The sequence below is a fragment of the Alistipes ihumii AP11 genome, assembly GCF_025144665.1.
Classification (GTDB): Bacteria; Bacteroidota; Bacteroidia; order Bacteroidales; family Rikenellaceae; genus Alistipes_A; species Alistipes_A ihumii.
In genome coordinates this window covers 2,621,850-2,640,123 of record NZ_CP102294.1, presented here as the reverse complement: position 1 = coordinate 2,640,123, position 18,274 = coordinate 2,621,850, and the positions used below count along the sequence as shown (strand labels likewise).

Below are 18,274 nucleotides of genomic sequence, written 5' to 3'. Positions count from 1 at the left end.
AACGAGTCATCCGCCCCGTCCCCGCCGGCACGGACGGAACGGCATCGCTCAGGCTACAGCCGGCTCGTAAAAACGTAACTTCCCGATCCGACCTCGTAGAACGCCTTGCCGCCGGCCGCACGCAGAAACTTCACCCCGTCGGTCCCGGAGACAGGCCGTCCCGACTCGGCAACGCCCGCCGCATCGCGGGTCGGGACACCGATCGTAGCGGTCGTGCCGACCGGAACGCTCACCTTCATCGTCAGACGGGAGCCGTCGCGCCTCCATTCGCTGCGGATACGGCCGTAAGGCGAGTCGTGCCAGGCCTCGACGAACGTCAGATCGCCTACGACCGAGGGATCGACCGTGAAGCGTTCGAAGCCCGGATAGGCCCGGTCGCACCGGATGCCTGCCAGATATTTGTAAAAATAGGCGCTGATCAGGCAAAAGGGCGGATGATTGCGCGAGGCCGAGCCGTCCCACGTCTCCCACATCGTCGTCGCCCCGCTCAGAGCCATGAATCCCCAGCCCGGATAGTCGGGCTGCGTCGCCAGACGGTAGGCCCGCTCGGGATCGATCCTCGGCATCAGCTCCATCATCGACAGCGTGCCGACGAAACCGGTTCCGATCCGGTCCCGCGTACCGTCCAGATCGCGCAGCAGGCTGCCGAGCACCCGGGCGCTGTCGGCCTCGGGAACCAACCCGTACTCGAGGGGCACGACGTTGGCCGCCTGTCTGTACGGCGTCGGATTCTCGCCGTGGTAAATACCCGAAGCGGCATCGAAAAACTCCTCGTTGAAACGGCGGGCGATCCGGTCGGCCCAAGCGTCCAGCCGCACGGCATCGTCGCGCTTGCCCAGAAAGCGGGCGACCTCGGCCAAATTCCGCACGACACGGTAGTGCGAAGCGGTCCCGTAAAGCGTCAGCCCCTCGGGCGGCGCCATCGAATAGGACATCAGCGTGTCGGACAGCGTCATATGCGGGGATACCCAATCGCCGAGCACTTCGCCGATAATCTCGGGTTTGCCATCCCGCTGACGCAGCAAGCTGCTCTCGGCAAAACGCATCATGGTTTCATAGTGGCGCTCGACGACCCGACGGTCGCCGTAATAGGCCAGCAAGTCCCAAGGCACGTACACGATCGCGGCGGGCCAGACGGTCGAGATGCTCTGGTCGTAACCGGTCGAGGGCGCGACGGTGCACAGCCCGCCCGCCGAGTCCTGCGTGCCGGCCAAATCTTCGACCCACTTGGCATAGAAGGCGGCCATATCGAAATTGTAGATCGCCGCCTGATCGGTCATGTAAGTATCGGCCGTCCAGCCCTGTTTCTCGCGGTGCGGACAGTCGGTCGGAATGCTGTGGAAATTGTTCAGCAGACTCGCGCGCGAGATGTCTTGCAGACGGTTGACCACATCGTTCGAGCAGACGAAACGTCCGGCCTCGGCCACGTCGGTATGAACCGGTACGGCCTCGACCCGCTCGACCGTGACGCCCGGATCGGCCGTCACGCGGACGAACTGAAAACCCATGTACGCGAAACGGCACTCGAACGTCTCCGTCCCCTTACCTTTTAATATGTAGCCGTTCTGTTGACGGATATTGATCGACTTGTCGTAAAAGGAGGCGTAATCCGGGTCCTCGACGCGGATTTTCAGCTTCGACGGATGGATGTCGGGCACCAACTCCCGGTCCGACGGCAGCTCGCAGTACTCGACCAGCACGCGGGCGCCCTCGGGTCCCCGGACCCGCACGCGAGCCCAGCCGGCGATGTTGCGCCCGGCGTCGTAGATCGTCTGTCCGTTCCCCCGGTCGAAAGTCCGGACGGGCTCGATCGGATCGAACGCCCGCACGGGCGGCATCATCTGCGCCCGCAGCGGACCGGCCCCGGGAACCGAAACGGCCGGACGCCACCCCTCGGCGGAAAATCCGGCCTCGCTCCAGCCGTCCTGCTCCAAGCGGGCGTCGTACAACTCGCCGTGGCGCGTGTCGTCGTACACGACCGGACCGCCGGCGGTCCGCCAGCTCTCGTCGGTCACGATCCGCTCGGTCGTACCGTCGCTGTACCGGATCGCGAGCAGCGCGATCGCCTTGGGCTGCCCGACCCATTTCGAGCGGTACAATCCCCATATGTCGGTGCATATCGGGCTGTACTGACCGCGACCGAGCATGATCCCGATCGCATTGCCTCCCCGGCGGATCATTCCGGTCACGTCGTAAGTCACGTAAAACGCCCGCTTGTGAAAATTGGTCCAAGCAGGATCGAGCACATGGTCGCCGACCCGGCGCCCGTTCAGATAAGCCTCATAATAGCCCAGTCCGCAGACATACAAATCGGCCGAGACGACCTTCCTCCCGACGGAGAATTCCTTGCGCATCAGAGGCGAAGGATCGTAGCGGGGCGAGGCGTTCTCGTACAGGTCCCAGATCGTCCGGCCCGTGCCGACGAACCAAGGCCAGGTGTTCGGCTCCCGGTTCTTGACGTCGCAGCGCTTATGCTCGGCCCACTCGTTCCGCCACGTCTCCTCGTCGCGGGCGGCGATCCATTCGGCTCCGCCCCAGTCTTCCTCGCAGAGCGGCCCCATGCTCCAGCGGGCCGGCTCGCTCCAGCGACTCGGGCGATCGTCGGCATCCCACACCCGCACTTTCCAATAGCACTTGGCGAGGCCCGCGAGCGGCTTTCCGCCGTATTCGACCTGAATGCTGCGGCCCGAGGCCGTTTTCCCGCTGTCCCACAAGTCGCCCTCTCCGCGGGCGAGCAACTCGGGCGACGAGGCGACCAGCACCCGGTAAGCCGTCTGCCGGTCGCCGCGCAACGACGACGACACGACCCAGCTCAGCCGGGGACGCATCGCATCGATTCCCAGCGGATCGGCCAGATACTCGCAGCGCAGGCTTCCGACCTCCGCCGCCCGGCACGTAATAGCTGCCGTCAGCAACAGGACGGCTACGATCAATCGTTTCATAGTTATGTCAGGTTTAGCAGTTAAGTCATCCCAAATTCTACCTTGCCGGCGTCCGGAACATCCCCTCCAGAACGCCGCGCTCCGCCGAACTCCTTTTCCGGTCCGCGCCGGCGGGGCATCCGGCCGCCCTCATCCTTCTGCGGGAGCGATTCGTCGGCCCGCGAGCCCCGGGAGCGCAGCATCCTGCCCGGGCTCCCGAGCGATCCGCCGCTTTAGCCCGGCACGCATCCTCGACGGAGCATGCGCGAACGACGGGTCCCAACCCGTCGTCTATCTCACGGTTTTTCCGCGATCCGCTCGCCCACCCAGCGTGTCATTTCCTCGAACTGCTTCACGCTCAGCACTTCGGGGCGGAGCGAAAAATAGTCGTGCTCTTCGCCGCGCAGGTCGCCGAACGCCGCATGCAGCGAATTGCGGATCGTCTTGCGGCGCTGGCCGAAAGTCGCCTTCACGACACGCGCGAAAAGCGCCTCGTCGCAGTCGAGCCGTTCCACGCCGTTACGCACGAGCCGGACCACGGCGCTCTTGACCTTGGGGGGCGGATTGAACACGCCCTCGCCGACGGTAAACAGGTATTCGATATCGTAAAACGCCTGCAGAAAGACGCTCAGTATACCGTAATCCTTGCCCCCGGGACTCCCGGCGATCCGCAGCGCCACCTCGCGCTGCACCATGCCGACCACTTCCGGCACCCGGTCGCGGGAGGCCAGTATCTTGAAAAAAATCTGCGAGGATATGTTGTACGGAAAATTGCCGATCACGTTCACGCCGCCGGGAAACATCGCGGAGAGGTCCATTTGCAGAAAATCCCCCTCCATCAGGCGGGGGACGAACTGCGGATAATGCTCGCGGAGGTATTCGACGCTCTCGCCGTCGACTTCGGCTCCATACAGGTCGATATCGTCGCGTTCGAGCAGAAACTGCGTCAGCACGCCCGTTCCGCATCCCACCTCGAGCACCGTCCGGCAACGGTCGGCACGCAACGCGCCGGCGATACGCCGTGCGACGGACAAGTCGGTCAGGAAATGCTGACCCAGGTATTTTTTCGGTCTTACGTTCATTCGATTCTCCGTTACTTCGCTTCCGCCATGCCGGTCCCCGCACCCGCTTCCGTAAAAAGTGTCCGGCCGCCTCGCCCGCCGCACGAGGCAAAGGATCAGTTGCCCAGCTCGCTCATGAACTTGATCCGCACCAAGCGGATCTCTTCCTCGGTGAAGTCGCCGCCCAACTCCTTGATCGCCTCGTCGAGCGAATCGGTCTCGGCATCCTCCTTGAAATAGAGATATATCTCCTCGGCCTTGTCCTCGTCGACCGCCTGATCGACATAGTAGCCGACATTGAGCCGCGTCCCCGAGTGAACGATCGCCTCGATCTCGGTAAGCAGCTCGTCGAAATCCATGTCGCGGGCGCGGGCGATGTCCTCGAAGTCCATCTGCCGGTCGATGCTCTGAATGATGAACACCTTGCTTCCGCTCTTGTTGACGACGCTCTTGACGACCATGTCCTGAGGACGGACGATGTCCTTCTCGTCGCAATATTTCTTGATCAGTTCGACGAACGGCTTGCCGAACTTGCGGGCCTTGCCGGCACCGACGCCGGTGATATTCTGCATTTCGTCGAGCGTGACCGGATACTGGATCGACATATCCTCGAGCGACGGGTCCTGAAAAATCACGAACGGAGGCAGCTCCATCTGCCGGGCCACCTGCTTGCGGAGGTCCTTCAGCATAGCGTACAGCTCCTCGTCGGCCACGCCGCCCTTTCCGGCCGGCGGCGACACGGTATCGTCGTCGTCCCCGTCCTCGTACTCGTGGTCGGCCGCAATCATCACCGAGTGCGGATGACGGACGAACTCCTCTCCCGCCGCATTGATCGACAGCAGGCCGTAGTTCTCGATATTCTTGTCGACCAGCCCCAAAATCAGAGCCTGACGCACGACGGCTCCCCAGAAGCGGTCGTTACGGTCGCTGCCCACGCCGAACCACTCGCTCTTGTGGTGATTGTAGGACTTGATCAGCGCGTTGTTGCGTCCGACCAGCATATTGATCAGATAGTCGGCTTTGAACTTATCGCCTATGGACTGAAGCACCTGCAACATCAGCTTCATCGGCTCCATGCCCTCGAAACGCGGCTTCGGATGCAGACAGTTGTCGCAGCATCCGCAATTCTCCTCCGCAAACTCCTCTCCGAAATAGTGCAACAACGTCTTGCGCCGGCAAACCGAGCTCTCGGCATACGAGACGGTCTCCTGCAGCAGCAGGCGACCGATCTCCTGTTCGGCCAGCGGCTTGCCCTGCATGAACTTCTCGAGCTTCTGGATATCCTTATAACTGTAGAACGTGATGCAGTGCCCGCCCGCTCCGTCGCGGCCGGCCCGGCCCGTCTCCTGATAATAGCCTTCGAGGCTCTTGGGAATATCGTAGTGGATCACGTAGCGCACGTCGGGTTTGTCGATGCCCATGCCGAAAGCAATCGTCGCGACGATCACATCCACCTGCTCGTGCAGAAACTTGTCCTGATTGGCGGCGCGCGTCGCCGCATCCATACCGGCGTGATAGGGAGCCACTTTGATATTGTTGGCGGCCAGCAACTCCGAAAGCTCCTCGACCTTCTTGCGGCTCAGGCAGTAGATGATGCCCGACTTGCCCTCGTTGCTCTTGATGTAGCGGATGATCTCCTTGGTCGCATTGGTTTTCGAGCGGACTTCGTAAAACAGGTTCGGGCGGTTGAACGACGACTTGAACACCGCCGAATCGAGCATGCCCAGATTCTTCTGGATATCCATCTGCACCTTGGGCGTCGCGGTCGCCGTCAGCGCGATCAGCGGCGCGGGTCCGATCTCGTTGATGATCGGGCGTATGCGGCGATACTCCGGCCGGAAGTCGTGTCCCCACTCCGAAATGCAGTGCGCCTCGTCGATCGCATAGAACGAAATTCTGATTTTGCGCAGGAAATTGACATTATCCTCCTTCGTAAGCGACTCGGGGGCGAAATAGAGCAGCTTGGTCTTGCCGTCGAGCACGTCGCTCTTGACTTTCGCTACGGCAGCCTTATTCAGCGACGAGTTCAGAAAATGGGCCACGCCGTCCTCCATACTGAAAGTCCGCATCGCATCCACTTGGTTTTTCATCAGCGCGATCAGCGGCGAAATGACGATCGCCACCCCGTCCATCATCAGCGCAGGCAACTGATAGCACAACGATTTGCCGCCTCCCGTTGGCATCAGCACGAACGTATCCTTTCCGTCCAGCACGTTACGGATAACCGCTTCCTGATTTCCCTTGAAACTGTCGAAGCCGAAATAGCGCTTCAGGCAGTCGCGCAGTTCAATATTTTGTTTCCCAGACATCTGTCTTCTATAATTATACCCTTATAATTATACCCTTACCCATTCGTATTAATGATTAAAGATAGTAAAAAATCCCGAAAATTTCTAACTTTGTAGAAAAAATTTCACTCGCCGCGCCATTCTTATGAGATTATACACGAAAGACTTAGTCAAGCGATACAAAGCACGCACGGTCGTCGACCACGTTTCGATCGAGGTCAACCAAGGCGAGATCGTCGGGCTGCTCGGCCCCAACGGCGCCGGCAAGACGACGACGTTCTACATGATCGTCGGCCTGATCAAGCCCAACGAGGGTCAAATCTTCCTCGAGGATCAGGAGATCACCAAGGAACCGGTATACAAACGCGCCCAGAAAGGCGTGGGGTATCTGGCGCAGGAGGCTTCGGTATTCCGGCGGCTCTCGGTCGAAGACAACATCAAGGCCGTGCTGCAAATGACGGACTTTCCGAAAGACTATCAGGCCGAGCGGCTCGAAAACCTGATCGAGGAGTTCCGCCTGACCAAAGTCCGCAAGAGCCTCGGCATCCAGCTTTCGGGAGGCGAGCGCCGACGGACCGAAATCGCGCGCGCCGTAGCCATCAATCCGAAATTCATTCTGCTCGACGAGCCGTTCGCAGGCGTCGACCCGATCGCTGTGGAGGACATCCAGAGCATCGTGGCCACGCTCAAGAACAAGAACATCGGCGTGATTATCACCGACCATAACGTACACGAGACCCTTTCGATCACCGACCGCACCTACCTGCTGTTCGAGGGCCGCATCCTGAAAGCCGGCTCGGCCGAGGATCTGGCCAACGACGAAATGGTGCGCAAGGTCTATCTAGGACAGGACTTCAAACTGCGCTGAGGCTCTATGGACAAGACGATCAGACGATCCCGGGCGGAAGGCAGCGTAACGGCTCCTTCGTCGAAAAGCTATGCCCAGCGGGCCGTTGCGGCCGCCCTGCTCTGCGAGGGGACGAGCACGCTGACCAATATGATCCTGTGCGACGACACCCGCGCCGCGCTGCAGGTGGCCGCCGATCTGGGCGCCGAGGTAGAGGCGGGAACAGACGGCACGACCTATACGGTCCGCGGCGGACTTCGTCCTCACGCGCAGGCGATTCATATCGGCGAGTCGGGACTGGCGGCCCGGCTTTTCACGCCGATCGCGGCGCTTTGCGGCGAGCGGATCACGATTACCGGCCGAGGCTCGATCCTGCGACGCCCGCTGGCGATGATGGAAAAACCGCTGCGCACGCTGGGAGCCAAGGTGACGAGCGAAGGCGGATACCTCCCGATCCGCATCGAAGGCCCTCTGCACGGAGGCGCCGTATCGGTGGACGGATCGCTCAGCTCGCAATTCATCACCGGGCTGCTGATGGCCCTGCCGCTGGCCGAACGCGATACGACGCTCACCGTACATAACCTCAAAAGCCGCCCGTACATCGACATGACGCTTTCGCTGCTCGGCACGTTCGGCATCGATGTCAAGCACAACGAATACCGGCAGTTCTTCATCGAAGGGCGCCAGCGGTACGCCCCGGCCCGATACAATGTCGAGGGCGACTGGAGCGGCGCCTCCTGCCTGCTGGTAGCCGGCGCGACGACCGGCGAGGTGACGGTGCGTAACCTGAATCCCGTCTCGCTACAGGCCGATATGGCCATCGTCGATGCGCTGACTCGCGCCGGAGCCCAGATCACGACGACGACCGACTCGGTCACGGTCCGCCGCAGCCCGTTGCACGCTTTCGAATTCGATGCCACGCACTGCCCCGACCTCTTCCCCGCGCTGGCGGCGCTCGCAGCCTCCTGCCAAGGCACCTCGACGCTGAGGGGAACCCGACGGCTCGCGCACAAGGAGAGCGACCGGGCACGCACGATCGCCGACGTGCTCGAAAGCATGGGCATCGGCGTCGACCTGTCCACGCCCGACGTCATGCGCGTCACCGGAGGCGAAATCCGCGGCGCGGAGGTCAGCAGCCACAACGACCACCGGATCGCGATGGCCGCCGCCGTAGCGGCCCTGCGATGCGGGCAGGGAAGCGTCACGATCCGCGGAGCGGAAGCCGTCGCCAAGTCGTACCCCGAATTCTGGGACGATCTGAGCGGGCTGCTCCGTCCGGACGAACACGGCCACAACGAAAAGACAACCATATGAACAGCTTCGGAAGACTATTCAGGGTCTCTATCTTCGGCGAGTCGCACGGGCCGCTGGTCGGCGTTACGCTCGACGGCGTACCGGCCGGCATCGCGCTCGACGAGAAATCGTTCGAAAAGGACCTGAACCGCCGCAAAAGCGGCAAGCGGGGTACGACGCCCCGCAAGGAAAGCGACCTTCCGGAAATCGCTACCGGCCTGTTCCGAGGCCGGACGACCGGAGCGCCGCTGACCGTTCTGTTCCGCAACGAGAACACCCTCTCGGGCGACTATGCCAACCTCGTCGCCCATCCCCGCCCCTCGCACTCCGACTGGGTCGCCGCCCGCAAGTTCGGCGGCTTCAACGACTACCGGGGCGGCGGACACTTCTCGGGACGGCTGACGCTCGGGCTGGTAGCGGCCGGCGTCGTAGCCAAGAAGATTCTCGGTCGCAAGGTCAGGATCGAAAGCCGGATCGTCGAGATCGACGATTGTAACAATCCGGACGACTTCCCGAAAATCGTCGAGGAGGCGTTGCGGGCTCAGGACTCGGTCGGAGGCATCGTCGAATGCACCGCGACCGGCGTACCGCCCGCGCTGGGCGAGCCGTTCTTCGATTCGGTCGAAAGCACGATGAGCCACCTGCTTTTCTCGATTCCGGCGGTCAAGGGCGTAGAGTTCGGCGCAGGATTCGCCGCCGCCCGGATGCGGGGCAGCGAGCACAACGACCCGATCATCAGCCCGGACGGCACGACCGCGACGAACAATGCCGGAGGAATCGTGGGCGGGCTTACGAACGGCAACCCGGTCGTCGTCCGCGTGGCGATCAAGCCGACGGCCAGCATCTCGTCGCCGCAGATCACGCTCAACACCGAGTCGGGCAAGCCCGAAGAGCTGCGGATCAAGGGGAGGCACGACGCCTGCATCGCGCTCCGCGCTCCGGTCGTCGTCGAAGCGGCGGCAGCCGTCGCGCTGTGCGACCTGACGCTCATCGCGCGCTCGCTTCGGCCGTAGGCTGAAACGGGCCTTGCGCACGCCGAAAGACACGGGAAAATCGTACCCGAGCTCGGATCTTCCGGAGGAACCGGATTTAGCCGCAGGTTTTGCATTTATGTTAAAAATATATACCTTTGTGCTCTATTTTTGACACGGAATGGATGTTTTGAAGAAATACTCCATCGCTTTCAAAGGTCTCGGAGAAGGCACGCACCGGTTCGACATGAAAGTCGACGATCGCTTTTTCGAAGCGTTCGAAGGCTCGGAAATCCGCCGGGGAAACGCCGACGTGAGGCTGACGCTCGACAAAAGGGGCAACGGCATGGCGCTGGACTTCGACATCCGCGGCGAGGTGGCCGTCGAGTGCGACCGCTGTCTGGAAGAGTTCATGATGCCGGTCCGCTACGAGGGAACGTTGCACGTACGATACAGCGACTGCGAGCAGGAAAGCGACGGAGAGGTGATGTGGATCAGCCCGTCGGAAACCGAGCTGAACGTGGCGCAGTACATCTACGAGAGCATCTGCCTGAGCCTGCCCTACCAGCGGGTTCATCCCGACGACAGCGAGGGACGCAGCACCTGCGATCCCGACATGCTGTCGCGCTTCCGGATCGTCAGCGAGGAAGAGTTCGACCGCCTGTGTCCGGGGACCGAAACGGACGGAAGTTCTCCGTGGGAAAAACTCAAGGAAATCAAGCCCTCGAAATAGCCTCGTCGCGGACGGGCTCGCAGGGCGGACAGATAACGAAGAATATTAACAGTACAAACTTTTTTCAAAAATGGCACATCCCAAGCATAAGGTCTCCAGCACGAGACGAGACAAGAGAAGGACGCACTACAAGGCCGAGGTTCCGACCGTTTCGACGTGCTCGAACTGCGGCGCAGCCGTGCTTTACCACAGAGTATGCCCCGAATGCGGCTTCTACAGAGGCCGTCTTGCGATCGAGAAGAAAGCGGAGTAGCCGTCCGGGCCAAAGTCATAGCTTATGACGAGAATAGGAATTGACGCAATGGGCGGAGACTACGCTCCGCAGGCGGTGGTATCGGGCGCCGTACTGGCCGCAGGACTGATCGCTCCGCAGAGCAAGATCGTCCTGTTCGGCGACAGGCCCTCGATCGAGGAACTCCTCGCCAAGGAGAATTTCCGCGCCGACGCATTCGACATCGTGCATACCACCCAAGTGATCGAGATGGGCGACAATCCGGCCCTGACCTTTCGCCAGAAGCCCGATTCGAGCATTGCCGTCGGATTCCGCCACCTGACGGAAGGACGGATCGACGGATTCGCCAGCGCCGGGAGCACGGGAGCGATGATGGTAGGCTGCATGTACACGGTCAAGCAAATCGAAGGCATCATCCGGCCGGCCATATCGTCGGTCATTCCGACGATCGACGGCGGCAGCGTGATGCTGCTCGACGTGGGGCTGAACGTGGACTGCAAACCGGAGGTGCTGTATCAGTACGCCGTCATCGGTAACCTGTACGCCCAAGGCGTTCTGGGCAAGAAGGAGCCCCGTATCGCATTGCTCAACATCGGCGAGGAAAAGGAGAAAGGCAACCTGCAGACCAAAGCCGCCTACGAACTGATGGACGGCAGCGCCGACTTCCGCTTCGTCGGCAACATCGAAGCCAAGCACATTTTCTCGGGCCGCATCGCCGACGTCGTGGTATGCGACGGATTCGTGGGCAACACGATCATCAAGCAGGTAGAGGGCGTCTACAACATGGCGCTCGAGCAAGGGCTTCGCAATACCTACTTCAACCAGCTCAACTACGAAACGGTCGGCGGAACCCCGGTACTGGGAATCAATGCCCCCGTTTTGATCGGGCACGGCTGCTCGAGCGCCGAAGCCATCAAGAATATGGTGCTTCAGACCGAGAAAACCATCCATGCCCAGTTGGACACCAAACTCAGAGAAAGATTCAGTTAATGGCAAAGAAGAAAACCGCAGCAATCACGGGCGTCGGCGCGTATCTGCCCGACTATATCCTGGACAACATCGAGTTGAGCCATATGGTGGACACGTCCGACGAATGGATCATGTCCCGTATCGGAATCAAGACCCGCCATATCCTCAAAGGCGAGGGTCTGGGGACCTCCTACATGACGGAACGGGCCGTCAAGGACCTGCTCGAAAAGACGAATACCGATCCGCTCGACATCGAGATGGTCGTCTGCGCGACGGTCACGCCGGACATGTTCTTCCCGTCGACGGCCAACCTGACCTGCTACAAAACAGGGATGAAAAACGCGTTCGGATTCGATCTGTCGGCCGCTTGCAGCGGTTTCTTGTTTGCGCTCAACACGGCTGCGAAATATATCGAGACCGGAACCTTCAAGAAAGTCGTCGTCATCGGAGCCGATAAGATGTCGTCGATCATCAACTACAACGACCGCAATACATGCCCGATCTTCGGCGACGGAGCGGCCGCCGTGCTGCTGGAACCCTCGGAAGAAGGATACGGCGTGCTGGATGCCGTGCTGCACTCGGACGGCGGCGGCGGCCAACACCTGTACATGAAGGCAGGCGGCTCGGCCTACCCCGCCACGCACGAAACGGTCGAGAACAACTGGCACTATGTTTATCAGGAAGGTCAGGCCGTGTTCAAGGCCGCCGTATCGAACATGGCCGACACCTCGGTCGAAGTCATGGAGCGCAACAAGCTGACGCCCGACGACATCACCTACCTGGTCCCGCATCAGGCCAATCTGCGGATCATCGACGCGACCGCCCATCGTATGGGCCTGCCGCGCGAAAAGTGCATGATCAACATCGACAAGTTCGGTAACACGACGGCTGCCACGATTCCGCTCTGCCTGTGGGATTACGAGTCCCGGCTGAAAAAGGGCGATAACCTGATTCTGGCAGCTTTCGGCGGCGGCTACACATGGGGAGCCGAATACGTCAAGTGGGCGTACGACGGCGGCGATTTCTCGAAATAGCGCGCGTCTCGTCCGGTTTCATGCGCGAAGCAAGGAAACAAACGGACCGAAAAGCACATAAAGGCGGTTCTATAGTTCAAGGGATAGAACGGAAGTTTCCTAAACTTTAAATCCCAGTTCGAGTCTGGGTAGAACCACTACACGAATTCCTGACAAAAGCTCATTGTCAGGAATTTACTTTTCCACGAAATAACAGAGCGACGTTCTTCAGGGCGTTCATATCGCCGCGCAATCCAATCCAATCCAATCCAATCCAATCCAATCCAATCCAATCGTTGTATTTCCTCTTTCGGCATACGGCTTCAAATCCTGCAACGGCGGGAACACATATCCGACACCTACGCCGATTCTCCGTCGCTACGGCCCATCGGAAATAGAATTGCGCCGGCCCCTCGTCACCGTTTACGTGTAACGATAAAGGCCGGCGTATCGGAAGACGGGGGTAGCCGGACACGACGGCCGGCAATCCTCGCTCATACACCTTTCGGGAAAATCGGAATCGGCATCAATACCTCAACCGCAACGCCGGAACGAAACCGTACCGCACGGAGCCCGCGCAGGAACAACTGAAATGCCGAAAATCGAACGCTCCAAGGCGCCTCTTCTCCTTGAAGTCCGGGACGAGGAAACGAATGAAACCCGGAACAAAAACCGTCGAACGAGAAGAAACGTCCCGCACCGTATGGACTCGAAAAACGGTCATACCGAACCGGCCGTACTCCCTCTCCTTCTTTCTTAACGCCAGTAGCTTTCCGACTCCGGCGGCATCCTGCCAAAAGACACGATTACGCTTTCGGATAAGCCGGTGGGGAAATCGGATTTTTCCCGCATGAACGGGCCTGTCGGCAGGATACTTCTTAAAACTCGAAACGCAGCGAATCGGCCGGCTCTCGAATCTCTCCCTGCCAGTCGAAATAGCCCTTATAGGTAGGATCGTTGGGAAAATCGACCGTCAGAATGCGAGAAAGCGTGTCGGCTGCCGCAACAGTCAGGTACTTGCCCGTATATTTCTGCTGACAGGGCCAGCGGTCGTGATAGTCGCCGAAAAGGGCCACGACGTAGTATTTCCCCGGCTCGACACGGATCGAATGATGGCTGCGGTACGGGTCCCACGTATCGGGATGCCTGTAATCGGGCATGACCAACACATACTTGTTTCCCTCTACAGCCTCATTACGGTCCACGACCAACGGCACGACCGATGTTCCGTCGGTCAGCGGAAATTCATTGTCGCGCAGCAACATGCGCAGAACGGTCAGATTCGCGTTACGGTAATCTTCTTCCGTCCCGGACGGGATATCGATCCGCTCCTCGACGAATTGCTGCCCGTCGGAAGCATCGAAGAAATAGAAATGAGCCGATGTTTTTTTGGCATTCCGTCCCGCCTCGTCCAGCATATAGGCGTAAAGCTTGACTTCGAGCCGGCCGTCGTTCTGCGGCTCGTCCTTCGAACAGGAGAGCAGCGACCAAGCGATCGGAATGGCCAGCCATACGATTTTTTTCATATCGGAAAGACTATTTCGCGCAAATTAAAAACATTATCGGCTATTTCGCAAATAAGGCTGCCGGAAACCGCCTGCGGACAGAATTCCGACCGATACCCTCGACCCCGACTCTGCGCCGACCTTTCGGCAAACGTATTTCCGTGCCTTTTTCGTATAATACGGTCGGACCGGACGGCATTACGCCCCCATAAAAACGACAAGAAGAAGCCGGCCCGATCGTTCGGGAACTCGCCTTACCTGCGCAATTCCCCGGCAAGACCTCGCGGACCGGCTCGAAGAAACGGGCCGGACAATATGCCCGGCCCGCCTCTTCCGCGTCATCGGAATCATTTCATTTTCTCCTCCATCCGATCTGTCGTCTTCTGCGCCTTTTCCTTGACGACATGAGCGGCATGAGTCGCCTTTTCTTTCACCGTGTACTTAGCATGCGTCACGTTTTTCTTGACGTCGTGCATGACTTCCTCGGCCTTCGTCTTGGCCCCGTTTTTACAATTTTCCATAATCATGAGATTTAAACATCACCTAACTTTCTTCCGCCGGCTCACCAGCGAAACGATCCACAAAAGCACGATCGCACCGACCACCGACGTAATCAGGCTTCCGAAAGTCCCGACGGCCACCCAGCCGAACAGGCTGAAAATCCATCCGCCGAGCATGCTGCCGATAATACCCACGATCAGATTGACGAGCATTCCGGAACCGCTCCCCTTAACGATCAGGCCGGCAATCCACCCGGCAACCAGCCCGATAAGCAAATACCATAAAAAATACATAGCTTTCTTTTTTTAAATTTATTCCTATGTCAGGAGCTCATCAATACGCGTGCCACAGCGCGGCAAGCCGAACATACAGACCTTCCGAAGGAGAGAGGAAAAGCGGCCTAAACGGAACGGAGCATGCTCCTTCCGACACTGGAACGCATGCTCGAAATATGCGCACGGATATCCCGCTCAAAGAGCGAACGGCCGATGCGCCGACAGAAGAACGGCCGCCTTTCGCCGGCTATACAGATATAGCCTGCATCGATGAAAACCGCGGATAGTCGCATCCGGAACTATTCGGCTCCGGAACGCTCCGCTACGTCGCAGAGGCCGCCTCCGACCCATTCTTCGAAGGAACGGCAAGTCAGAGAAGGAAAACCGGGCCGGTACCACTCGATGCGATCAAGCGCCGAAACCCGCACGAGCGGAAGCGATTCGTCTCGGCCGTCCGATATCGGACGAAATCCGTTGCGTTCCAGCGCATTCTTCGTCCAGCGGGCCAAAGCCTCGTCCGCAGCTTCGAACCGCACGGCGGGAGCATCGTCCTGCCTGCTGCGCAATCCCCCGGCCTGCCGATCGAAAAACAGACCGCCTCGCCCGAAATAGAGATCCATCCGGCCCGAAAGCACCAAGTCTTCGGGCGTACCGCAGCAAAATCCCTCGGCACGCGAAAGCAGCCAGATCCGGTCGGAAAGCCGGAGAGCCTGCTCGACATCGTGCGTCGAAAGCAAGACCGTTTTATGTTGCAAGCGGGCCAAACGATGAAGCAGCTCCATGATTTCGATGCGGCTCGCCACATCCAGAAAAGCAGTCGGCTCATCGAGCAGAATGACGGGACACTGCTGAGCGAGCGTCTTGGCGATCATCGCCTTCTGGCGCTCCCCGTCGGATAGCTCGGCCACATAGGAATCCGCCTTGGCCGTCATGCCGACGGCCTCGATCGCCTCGTCCGCCGCCCGCCGGTCGGCCGCATCGAGACGGCCGAAAAAACCCGTATAGGGATAGCGGCCCATTTCGACCAGCTCGCGCACGCGCAGGCCGCCGGCCTGCGACCGGTCGGTCAACACCACGCCCAGCAAACGCGAGCGCTCTCGAGCGCCGTACCTTTCCAGCGGTCTTCCTTGCCACGTCACCCGACCGTCCAAAGGCCGCTGAAGACCGCCGAGCGTGCGCAGCAACGTCGACTTGCCCGCTCCGTTGGGTCCGAGCAGGCATGTCAGCTCGCCCGAGCGGAGAGCCAGAGAAAGGGCGCCGTACAGCCGGCCGCCTTTCCGGCCACGAGCCGGATAGCCGATCGAAAGGTCCTGCGCGCCGAGAGCCGTACCGGTTGGTTCCATCAGTTGAAATATTGGATTCTTTTCTGATTCACGATCACATAGATAATCACCGGAGCGCCTACTACCGGCGTGATAGCGCTCAGCGGCAGCACGCCCGATCCGCCGGGCAGCGTACTGACCAGATTGCAGGCCAGCGCGACGGCCGAGCCGGTCAGCAGGGTCAGCGGCATCAGCAGCTTGTGGTTCGACGAGCCGGTCATCAGCCGGGCCAGATGAGGCACGGCCAGTCCGATAAACGAGATCGGGCCGCAGAAAGCCGTCACGACGGCCGTCAGCAGGCCGGTACTCACGAGCAGCAGCAAACGGACCCTTTTCACCCGCACGCCCAGATTCTCGGCATAACGCTCGCCCAGCAACAGGGCATTGAGCGGCTTGACGAGCAGCGCTGCGAGCAGCAGTCCGATACCGAGCATCGAGCAGAAAACGGGCAGCTGCCCGAGCGAGACACTCGAAAAGTCGCCCATTCCCCACAATACGTACGAACGGATGCCCTCGTCCGTTGCGAAGAAATTCAGCAATGAAATCAGCGAGGAAGTCAGGTAACCGACCATAATGCCGATAATGAGCAGCATCACGTTGCTGCGCACGAGCGTCGAGAAGAAGATGATGATACCCAAAATCGACGCAGCTCCTGCAAAAGCCCCTGCCACGACGGCCAGATAGCCCGTCAGCGCGAGACCGCCGCCGACCGTTCCCCCGAGCGACAACATGACCAAAGCCACGCCCAGACTGGCTCCGGAATCGATTCCGAGCACCGACGGACCGGCCAGCGGATTGCTGAACACGGTTTGCAACATCAGGCCCGAAACGGCCAGTGCAGCGCCGGACAGCAGAGCCACGACCGCCTGCGGCAAGCGCGACTCGAGCACGATATAGCCCCACGAAGGCTGCGAAGCCTCTCCGCCGGTCAATACGGCCCACACCTCGGCGAACGGTATGCGGACCGATCCGAGAAACAGGTTGGCCGCCCACAACAGCACGACGGCCGTCACGGCCCAAAGAACCGAACGGGCAGGACGAATACTCATGGCTCCAACGGCTTGAAGTATCGCAACTCGTATCCGGGCAGCAATTCCGGATGGAAAACCCCGATCAGATCGCGCAGCAGGCGGTCGGGATGGATCGGCGTCTCCTCGAAATAGGACGATTGTCCCAAATGGCAGGCATAGACTCGGCCATTCTCGAATGCGGCGAACCGACGGTAAGGCTCGTAGTCGCGGCGAAGGCCGTCGTAAGTCAGCGGTTCGGCCGAATTGTACTTGATCAGCCAATAATCGGCCGCGCCGCCCTTCTCGAATACCTCCTCGAAAGAGAGCGGAATCGACCCGGCACTCGGATCGTCGGCCCAAAGGTAATCGGCTCCCGCATCCCGAAACAGACGAGCCATATAGCTTCGGCCGCCGGCCACATACCACACGGCTCCGTACTTGCGTTCCGAAATCACGGTAGGCCGCTCGGAAACGTTTTCGGCGAGCGCGCGCAGCGAATCGTACGCGCTCTCGGTCGCGCGAAACAGCTTCTCGGCTTCGGTCTCCCGACCGAAGAACAACCCCAGCAAACGAATCCACTCGACCCGGCCCATCGGCTCCGCCTCCATATAGTCGGCCAGCTCGAGCAGCGGAATACCCGACTTCTCGACCCGGCCGTAACCCGTATTCTCGAACGGAGAGACGAGCAGCGCATCGGGCGAGAGCGCGATCATCCGCTCCAGATCGGGCGACGAGGCCTCGCCCAGATCGGCGATCGTTCCCCGCTCGATCCCCTCGCGGACGAACGACAAGTCGATATAGCGCGACTCGCACACGCCGGCAATCCGGTCGGCTACGCCCAGCTCCTCCAACATGCCGCAATGCACGGCCGAATAGACGACGACCCGCTGCAACGGAACCCGGACGAGCGTTCCCTCGGGCAGACTGTCGGGCAACGGAGCCGATCGATCGACCAGCACGTAGCGTTGCAACAGCCGCGTCGTATCCCACGGATCGACTATATCGACCAGCGTACAACTGTCCGCATGCCGGACCGTGAAGACGGCGGCATAGGCGGTAGAATCGGATTCTGTCGCCGTAGCGGCCGTAGCGACGGGCCGGCAGGATGCCGTCCCAAGCGCTATGGCCAACCATGTCAGGCCGATTTTCCAGCGATTTTTCATATCGAAGACAAAATTAACATAACGATCCGAAATGCCAACTTCCCCTTAGGCAGAGGCGCGCTTTCGCCGCTTACGGACTCTCCTTTCCAGGAAAAGCCGTCTCTCGGGCGCGTGGGTCCGGAGTCGGAACCGGATATTCCCTCTTCGCTTGAAATGAGAACAGATGGGGG

At 60.2% G+C, this 18,274-nt stretch carries 16 protein-coding genes and 1 tRNA gene; 8 read left to right on the top strand and 9 right to left on the bottom strand.

Annotated elements, in window-relative coordinates:
• Positions 1-53: 53 nt before the first annotated feature.
• The 3 genes from NQ491_RS10665 to recQ form a co-directional block, all read right to left on the bottom strand.
• Positions 54-2,942 (bottom strand): family 78 glycoside hydrolase catalytic domain, encoded by a 2,889-nt coding sequence (locus NQ491_RS10665; protein ID WP_081587405.1) that lies wholly within the window; start codon positions 2,940-2,942, stop codon positions 54-56.
• A gap of 275 nt (positions 2,943-3,217) precedes the next feature.
• A complete protein-coding gene (rsmA, locus tag NQ491_RS10660) occupies positions 3,218-4,003 on the bottom strand; it encodes a 16S rRNA (adenine(1518)-N(6)/adenine(1519)-N(6))-dimethyltransferase RsmA (RefSeq protein ID WP_019245563.1) in 786 nt (261 codons plus the stop codon).
• Positions 4,004-4,098: 95 nt separating this feature from the next.
• Positions 4,099-6,291: a DNA helicase RecQ gene (gene recQ, locus NQ491_RS10655; RefSeq protein ID WP_019245564.1), complete on the bottom strand. Its 2,193-nt coding sequence runs from the start codon at positions 6,289-6,291 to the stop codon at positions 4,099-4,101.
• A 124-nt stretch (positions 6,292-6,415) separates the two neighbouring features.
• Here recQ and lptB point away from each other — a divergent pair, with 124 nt between their 5' ends.
• The 8 genes from lptB (at position 6,416) to NQ491_RS10615 (ending at position 12,486) form a co-directional block, all read left to right on the top strand.
• Complete coding sequence (gene lptB, locus NQ491_RS10650; RefSeq protein ID WP_019245565.1) at positions 6,416-7,138, top strand: LPS export ABC transporter ATP-binding protein; 723 nt, start codon at positions 6,416-6,418, stop codon at positions 7,136-7,138.
• 6 nt (positions 7,139-7,144) lie between these two features.
• Positions 7,145-8,431, top strand: a complete 1,287-nt coding sequence (aroA, locus tag NQ491_RS10645; protein WP_019245566.1) for a 3-phosphoshikimate 1-carboxyvinyltransferase — start codon at positions 7,145-7,147, stop codon at positions 8,429-8,431.
• A complete protein-coding gene (locus NQ491_RS10640; RefSeq protein ID WP_019245567.1) occupies positions 8,428-9,423 on the top strand; it encodes a chorismate synthase in 996 nt (331 codons plus the stop codon). Before aroA ends, NQ491_RS10640 begins: the two co-directional genes overlap by 4 nt.
• 139 nt (positions 9,424-9,562) lie before the next feature.
• Complete coding sequence (locus NQ491_RS10635) at positions 9,563-10,114, top strand: YceD family protein (RefSeq protein WP_019245568.1); 552 nt, start codon at positions 9,563-9,565, stop codon at positions 10,112-10,114.
• Positions 10,115-10,184: 70 nt separating this feature from the next.
• Positions 10,185-10,367, top strand: a complete 183-nt coding sequence (gene rpmF, locus NQ491_RS10630; protein WP_019245569.1) for a 50S ribosomal protein L32 — start codon at positions 10,185-10,187, stop codon at positions 10,365-10,367.
• Positions 10,368-10,415: 48 nt separating this feature from the next.
• Positions 10,416-11,336, top strand: a complete 921-nt coding sequence (plsX, locus tag NQ491_RS10625) for a phosphate acyltransferase PlsX (RefSeq protein ID WP_019245570.1) — start codon at positions 10,416-10,418, stop codon at positions 11,334-11,336.
• Positions 11,336-12,349 (top strand): beta-ketoacyl-ACP synthase III, encoded by a 1,014-nt coding sequence (locus NQ491_RS10620; protein ID WP_019245571.1) that lies wholly within the window; start codon positions 11,336-11,338, stop codon positions 12,347-12,349. Before plsX ends, NQ491_RS10620 begins: the two co-directional genes overlap by 1 nt.
• 65 nt (positions 12,350-12,414) lie before the next feature.
• Positions 12,415-12,486 (top strand) — tRNA-Arg (locus tag NQ491_RS10615).
• Positions 12,487-13,206: 720 nt separating this feature from the next.
• On the opposite strand, the gene NQ491_RS10610 is transcribed toward NQ491_RS10615, so the two are convergent.
• The 6 genes from NQ491_RS10610 to NQ491_RS10585 form a co-directional block, all read right to left on the bottom strand.
• On the bottom strand, positions 13,207-13,854 hold the full coding sequence (locus tag NQ491_RS10610) for a hypothetical protein (RefSeq protein WP_019245572.1): 648 nt from the start codon (positions 13,852-13,854) through the stop codon (positions 13,207-13,209).
• Between the two features lie 326 nt (positions 13,855-14,180).
• A complete protein-coding gene (locus NQ491_RS10605; protein WP_019245573.1) occupies positions 14,181-14,354 on the bottom strand; it encodes a hypothetical protein in 174 nt (57 codons plus the stop codon).
• A gap of 18 nt (positions 14,355-14,372) precedes the next feature.
• On the bottom strand, positions 14,373-14,627 hold the full coding sequence (locus NQ491_RS10600; protein ID WP_019245574.1) for a GlsB/YeaQ/YmgE family stress response membrane protein: 255 nt from the start codon (positions 14,625-14,627) through the stop codon (positions 14,373-14,375).
• A 281-nt stretch (positions 14,628-14,908) separates the two neighbouring features.
• Complete coding sequence (locus NQ491_RS10595; RefSeq protein ID WP_019245576.1) at positions 14,909-15,952, bottom strand: ABC transporter ATP-binding protein; 1,044 nt, start codon at positions 15,950-15,952, stop codon at positions 14,909-14,911.
• The gene (locus NQ491_RS10590; RefSeq protein WP_019245577.1) at positions 15,952-16,980 is read right to left on the bottom strand and encodes an iron ABC transporter permease; all 1,029 of its coding nucleotides are present in this window, start codon (positions 16,978-16,980) and stop codon (positions 15,952-15,954) included. The genes NQ491_RS10595 and NQ491_RS10590 overlap by 1 nt, the downstream gene beginning before the upstream one ends.
• Positions 16,977-18,104: an ABC transporter substrate-binding protein gene (locus NQ491_RS10585; RefSeq protein WP_019245578.1), complete on the bottom strand. Its 1,128-nt coding sequence runs from the start codon at positions 18,102-18,104 to the stop codon at positions 16,977-16,979. The genes NQ491_RS10590 and NQ491_RS10585 overlap by 4 nt, the downstream gene beginning before the upstream one ends.
• Positions 18,105-18,274 lie beyond the last annotated feature (170 nt).